At 43.7% G+C, this 5,222-nt stretch carries 5 protein-coding genes; 4 read left to right on the top strand and 1 reads right to left on the bottom strand.

What is annotated here, in order from left to right:
* On the top strand, window positions 1-1,182 hold a 1,182-nt coding region (locus F6K20_RS23225), incomplete at its 5' end, for an O-linked N-acetylglucosamine transferase, SPINDLY family protein (RefSeq protein ID WP_502708866.1).
* A 127-nt stretch (window positions 1,183-1,309) separates the two neighbouring features.
* Here the strand turns inward: F6K20_RS23225 and F6K20_RS23220 are convergent.
* Window positions 1,310-1,462, bottom strand: coding sequence for a hypothetical protein (locus F6K20_RS23220; protein WP_154659979.1), 153 nt, complete (start codon window positions 1,460-1,462; stop codon window positions 1,310-1,312).
* A gap of 417 nt (window positions 1,463-1,879) precedes the next feature.
* Between F6K20_RS23220 and iscB the strand changes: the two genes are divergently transcribed.
* The 3 genes from iscB (at window position 1,880) to F6K20_RS23205 (ending at window position 5,071) form a co-directional block, all read left to right on the top strand.
* Window positions 1,880-3,214, top strand: a complete 1,335-nt coding sequence (gene iscB / locus F6K20_RS23215; RefSeq protein ID WP_008190869.1) for an RNA-guided endonuclease IscB — start codon at window positions 1,880-1,882, stop codon at window positions 3,212-3,214.
* A gap of 256 nt (window positions 3,215-3,470) precedes the next feature.
* Entirely contained in the window at window positions 3,471-4,070 is a 600-nt protein-coding gene (locus tag F6K20_RS23210; RefSeq protein WP_008190867.1) for a Uma2 family endonuclease, read from the top strand.
* A gap of 245 nt (window positions 4,071-4,315) precedes the next feature.
* On the top strand, window positions 4,316-5,071 hold the full coding sequence (locus tag F6K20_RS23205; RefSeq protein WP_008190866.1) for an MBL fold metallo-hydrolase: 756 nt from the start codon (window positions 4,316-4,318) through the stop codon (window positions 5,069-5,071).
* The last annotated feature ends 151 nt before the right edge of the window (window positions 5,072-5,222 follow it).

Here is a 5,222-nt window from a genome sequence, read left to right as displayed (position 1 = left end):
TGTGAGGTCAATTCATCGGAAAATCCCTGTAATAGGGAGCAGGGATCCCCCCTAACCCCCCTTAATAAGGGGGGAATTGAGGACGGAGGAAAAACTACTAGACCCTTAAAAGTCGGATACCTGTGTCATTGCTTAAGACGGCATTCCGTGGGCTGGCTAGCTCGTTGGCTGTTTGAGCATCATGACCGGGAGCGGTTTCAACTTTATGGCTATTTTGTAGACTACAAGCTAGTAAACGATAACCTCCAAGAATGGTATGTCAATCAGGTAGACCATCCTCACAAATTAGGGATTCATTTTCTAGAGGCGGCTGAACAGGTTTATCAGGATCAACTGGATATTTTAATTGACCTCGATAGCATCACCCTGGATATAACCTGTGCAGTCATGGCTCTGAAACTGGCACCAGTACAAGTCACGTGGCTAGGGTGGGATGCCTCAGGATTACCTGCCATTGATTACTTTATTGCTGACCCCTACGTATTACCAGATTCTGCTCAAGCTTACTATTCCGAGAAAATCTGGCGCTTACCCCAAACCTATATTGCCGTGGATGGCTTTGAAGTGGGTGTACCGAGCTTACGTCGGGACCACCTGGATATTCCCAACGATGCCACGGTTTATCTCAGTAGTCAGAAGGGATACAAGCGCAATCCCGATACCACAAGGCTGCAAATGAAAATTATCAAAGCAGTCCCCAATAGCTACTTTTTGATTAAGGGTAAATCTGACCAAGACTCGATCACACGGTTCTTTAACCAGATTGCGGAAGAAGAAGGAGTAGAGTGCGATCGCCTCCGGTTTCTACCAGAAGTCCCTACGGAAGCCGTTCATCGTGCCAACTTAGGCATTGCGGATGTGGTCCTGGATACCTATCCCTACAATGGAGCCACTACTACCCTGGAAACCCTGTGGATGGGTATTCCCCTAGTCACCAGAGTGGGAGAACAGTTTGTTGCTCGCAACAGTTACACCATGATGATGAATGCCGGAATCACCGAAGGCATTGCCTGGACAGATGATCAGTATATCGAGTGGGGGATTCGCTTAGGCAAAGACCCTGCTCTAAGACAACAGATTTCCTGGAAACTGCGACAATCTCGACAAACTGCCCCCTTGTGGAATGGTAAGCAATTTACTAGGGAAATGGAAAAGGCTTATGAGGCAATGTTAGGGAGATAGGGAGCTGTCAGCTATCAGCTATCAGCTATCAGCTATCAGCTATCAGCTATCAGCTATCAGCTATCAGCTATCAGCTATCAGCTTAAGCGCTACGCGCACGCTACGCGAACAGCTATGAGTTTATGCACTACAGATGGTGCTTTTGAATCAAACAGGTAACCATTTGTTGAATCTGAGGAAAGTCCCAGCATCGTTCGCACAGCGTGGCCAAACGCGCACGCGTGGCCGTTCGCGTAGCGTGGCCAAAAGGCCAAAAGGCCAAGGCCAAAGCCTGTGCCACAAAGCAGACAACTGACCGCTTAATGCTGACTGCTGACTGCTGACCGCTGACCGGTGAAGGCTTAGGCGTAGAGCGATAACATTAGCCCTAAAGAATTTGGTACAAAAATTTTCAAAATATGTTATAATGATAAATTTTGTGTAATATACTGAAAATGTGGATGGAAAACGTCCGTCACGAACTCGCCGCTAATTCCTTCGGACTATAGCGGGAGATTGATTGCTCTGTCGTGACCAGACTAAGTTCTTAGAGAACTACGTTATTCAGCTCATGACACCTACAAATACGTGCCAGTTTGTAGCAACTGTCGTACAGCTTTAAACAGGCGTAACGAGTTAAACCAGTGAGTTGTACCTAACAAGGTTGAATAACATTGTCGAGGCTAACTCTACCCGTTTATCGGAGTGTTCGTGCGTAATGCGAGTTTTCGTTCTAGATCAAAACAAACAACCTCTAGATCCTTGTCATCCAGCGAGAGCTAGAGAACTACTTAAGAAAGGGAGGGCTAAAGTTTTCAAACGCTACCCATTCACTATCATCATGCCAGATCGGTCTATCGATGATTCTGTTACTCATTCACACAGAATTAAGATAGACCCCGGCTCAAAAACAACAGGTATTGCTATTGTTTGTGAGCAAACTGGACGGGTTACCAATGCTTTAGAAATCAACCATCGAGGTCAACAGATTAAGAAGGCTCTAGAATCTCGACGAGCATTAAGACGTGGTAGACGGAATCGCAAAACCCGATATCGTCAGCCAAGATTTCTAAACCGAACACGCCCTGACGGTTGGTTGCCACCATCATTAATGAGTCGAGTTTTCAATGTTGAGACTTGGGTTAGGCGGCTGATCAAGTTGTGTCCTATAACCGCAATATCTCAAGAATTAGTTCGATTTGATACTCAGAAAATGCAAAACCCAGAAGTATCAGGAGTTGAATATCAACACGGTGAGCTATTTGGATTTGAGGTAAAAGAGTATTTACTTACTAAGTGGGGACATAACTGCGTTTACTGTGGCGCTATTGATACTCCCTTAGAGGTTGAGCACATTATCCCCAAATCAAAAGGTGGTAGCAATCGAGTTAGTAATTTAACTCTTGCGTGCAGAAGCTGCAATCAGAAAAAAGGTAATGACTCGATCGAGAAATTCCTAAGAAAAAAGCCGGAAATACTCAAAAAGGTATTAGCTAAAGCCAAAAACCCTTTAAAAGATGCAGCAGCAGTTAACGCAACCCGATGGGAATTGTTCAGAAGACTAAAACTAACAGAGCTACCTATTGAGGTAGGTTCTGGCGGCTTGACTAAGTTCAACCGGAAAACTAGGGGTATTGAGAAAACCCATTGGACTGATGCTGCTTGTGTAGGTAAGTCTACCCCACAGATGTTATTACTAAGCGGAGTGAAACCACTAACGGTTACAGCCAAAGGTCATGGCGTTCGTCAGCGATGCCGTCCAGATAAGTACGGTTTTCCAAAGGCTCATGCACCTGCTGCTAAGTTTTTTAGAGGCTTTCAGACAGGGGATATTGTCAAAGCTGATATCAAGAAAGGGAAGTATGCTGGGCAATACACAGGGCGAATTGCTATTCGTTATCGTCCGAGTTTTGTGCTTTCGGCAAAGCCGTTCGCGAAGCGTGGCCTACGGCCTCCGCTACGCGAACAAACTTCTGCTCAGAAGATTGATGTACATCCAAAATATTTGCAAACAATCTTTAGGGCTGACGGCTATGAATACCAAGTTAATTAATGCGGATTCGCGCTTGGCTGTAGGCCACGCTACGCCAGGGCAAACGCATCTAAATTCTAGAAGCCTTACTCAGAAGCGATTTCAAAATTAATCAGCATAAATACTTATCGGTTCAATCTCATATCCAGTAGGCATTTCAGAATAAAATGCGTTTACCCTGAATGAATAATTACCAATTATAAATTCTACATTCTAAATTCTTCATTATCAATTCTAAATTATACATTCTTATTCCCTATTATCAAATAAAAACACGATGCTATTACAAGACAAAAAACGCTACTACACAGCAGACGAGTATTTAGAACTAGAAGAAGCTGCTGAGTATAAAAGTGAATATCGGGATGGAGAAATTATACCGATGGCTGGAGGAACCACCAATCATAATAAAATTGCTCTCAATTTTGCCGCTAACTTGAAGTTTGCCTTAAAAGGAAAAGACTACGATATCTATATCGGTGATGTGCGATTGTGGATACCTGATTATCGTCAGTATACTTATCCTGATCTTATGGTAATTAAGGGGAAACCGATCTATACCGGCAAAGGTAAGACTACTGTCATGAATCCCTTGCTAATTGTTGAAGTCTTATCTAAATCTACTAGAAATTATGACCAAGGAGAGAAGTTTCTCTACTATCGCTCAATTCCCCAATTCAAAGAATATATACTAATAGACCAAGCCAGATATCATGTTATTCAACATACCAAAACTATTGAAGGACAATGGTTACTGACTGAGCAAACATCAGAAAATGTAATTTTGGAATTAAGTACTATCGATTTTACCATTAACTTTAGTGATATTTACGAGGGAATTAAGAATGAAGAATTAAGAATGAAGAAGGCAGAATGAAGAATTGAGAATGAAGAATTAAGAATGAAGAAGGCAGAATGAAGAAGGCAGAATGAAGAAGGCAGAATGAAGAAGGCAGAATGAAGAAGGCAGAATTGAGTTATAATGGTGAAGGCAGAAGGCAGAATGAAGAATTGAGTTAGAATGGTTAAGGCAGAATGGTGAATGGTGAAGGCAGACTTCTAAATTCCAAATTCTAAATTCTAAATTCTAAATTCTAAATTCTACATTCTACATTCTAAACTATGTATCTCACCCATTTCGGCGCAAACACCTGGCTACTGGAACTTCCAGAGCAACGGATTCTGATTGACCCCTGGTTAGTGGGTTCATTGGTCTTTGGCAATCTACCTTGGTTCTTTAAAGGGGACAAACCGGAAGCAATTAACAGCATTCCGGATAAAATTGACCTAATTTTGCTCTCCCAAGGCTTAGAGGACCACACCCATACCCCAACCTTGGAAAAATTAGACAAAACTATTCCAGTGGTGGGCTCTACTAGTGCGGCAAAGGTAGTCAAACAGCTAGGTTATACCCAGGTAACCCCCCTTACTCCTGGTGAAACCGTTGCGTTAGGAAATCACTTAGAAATCCGAGCCTTGCCAGGAGCACCCATTGGTCCATTCCAGCAGGAAAATGCCTATCTGATCACGCAGTTGGATAGTGGTACCAGTCTTTACTACGAACCTCATGGCTATCCCCCTGCTGAAGTCAAGGATTATGCCCCAGTAGATATCGTGATTAGCCCAGCCCTAACCTTAGAAATTCCCTTAGCCGGGCCAATCGTTCAAGGGCATAAGACAGCACTGCAATTGGCGCAATGGTTACGACCCCAAGTCTTTCTGCCCACAACCATTGATGAAAATGTCAAGTATGAAGGGGTTTTGGGTTCCGTAGTGCGGGAAGTGGGGAGTCTCGAAGAATTGCGATCGCAACTCCTCCAGGACAATCTGCCCACAAAAGTCATCACTCCGGAACTAGGGGTTTCCTTGGAATTATAGGAAGGGAATCGGCAATCGGCAATCGGCAATCGGGAGAAGAGAGGGGGAAGTGTGGGAAGTATGGGAAGTGTGGGAAGAGGAATGTGAAAACGCTACAGTAGCATAGTGTCACACATCAACAGCGAGAAGATCCAACATGCTGGAGTTGAGA

Origin of the sequence: Moorena sp. SIO2C4 (genome assembly GCF_010672485.1) — a bacterium.
Lineage (GTDB): Bacteria > Cyanobacteriota > Cyanobacteriia > Cyanobacteriales > Coleofasciculaceae > Moorena > Moorena producens.
The sequence above is the reverse complement of the archived record's forward strand: the minus strand, read 5'-3'. Positions and strand labels throughout refer to the sequence as shown.

Excerpts from the sequence above, each read along its gene's own strand:
- iscB (WP_008190869.1), top strand. The coding sequence starts at position 1,880 with ATGCGAGTTTTCGTTCTAGATCAAAACAAACAACCTCTAGATCCTTGT.
- F6K20_RS23210 (WP_008190867.1), top strand. The coding sequence starts at position 3,471 with ATGCTATTACAAGACAAAAAACGCTACTACACAGCAGACGAGTATTTA.
- F6K20_RS23205 (WP_008190866.1), top strand. The coding sequence starts at position 4,316 with ATGTATCTCACCCATTTCGGCGCAAACACCTGGCTACTGGAACTTCCA.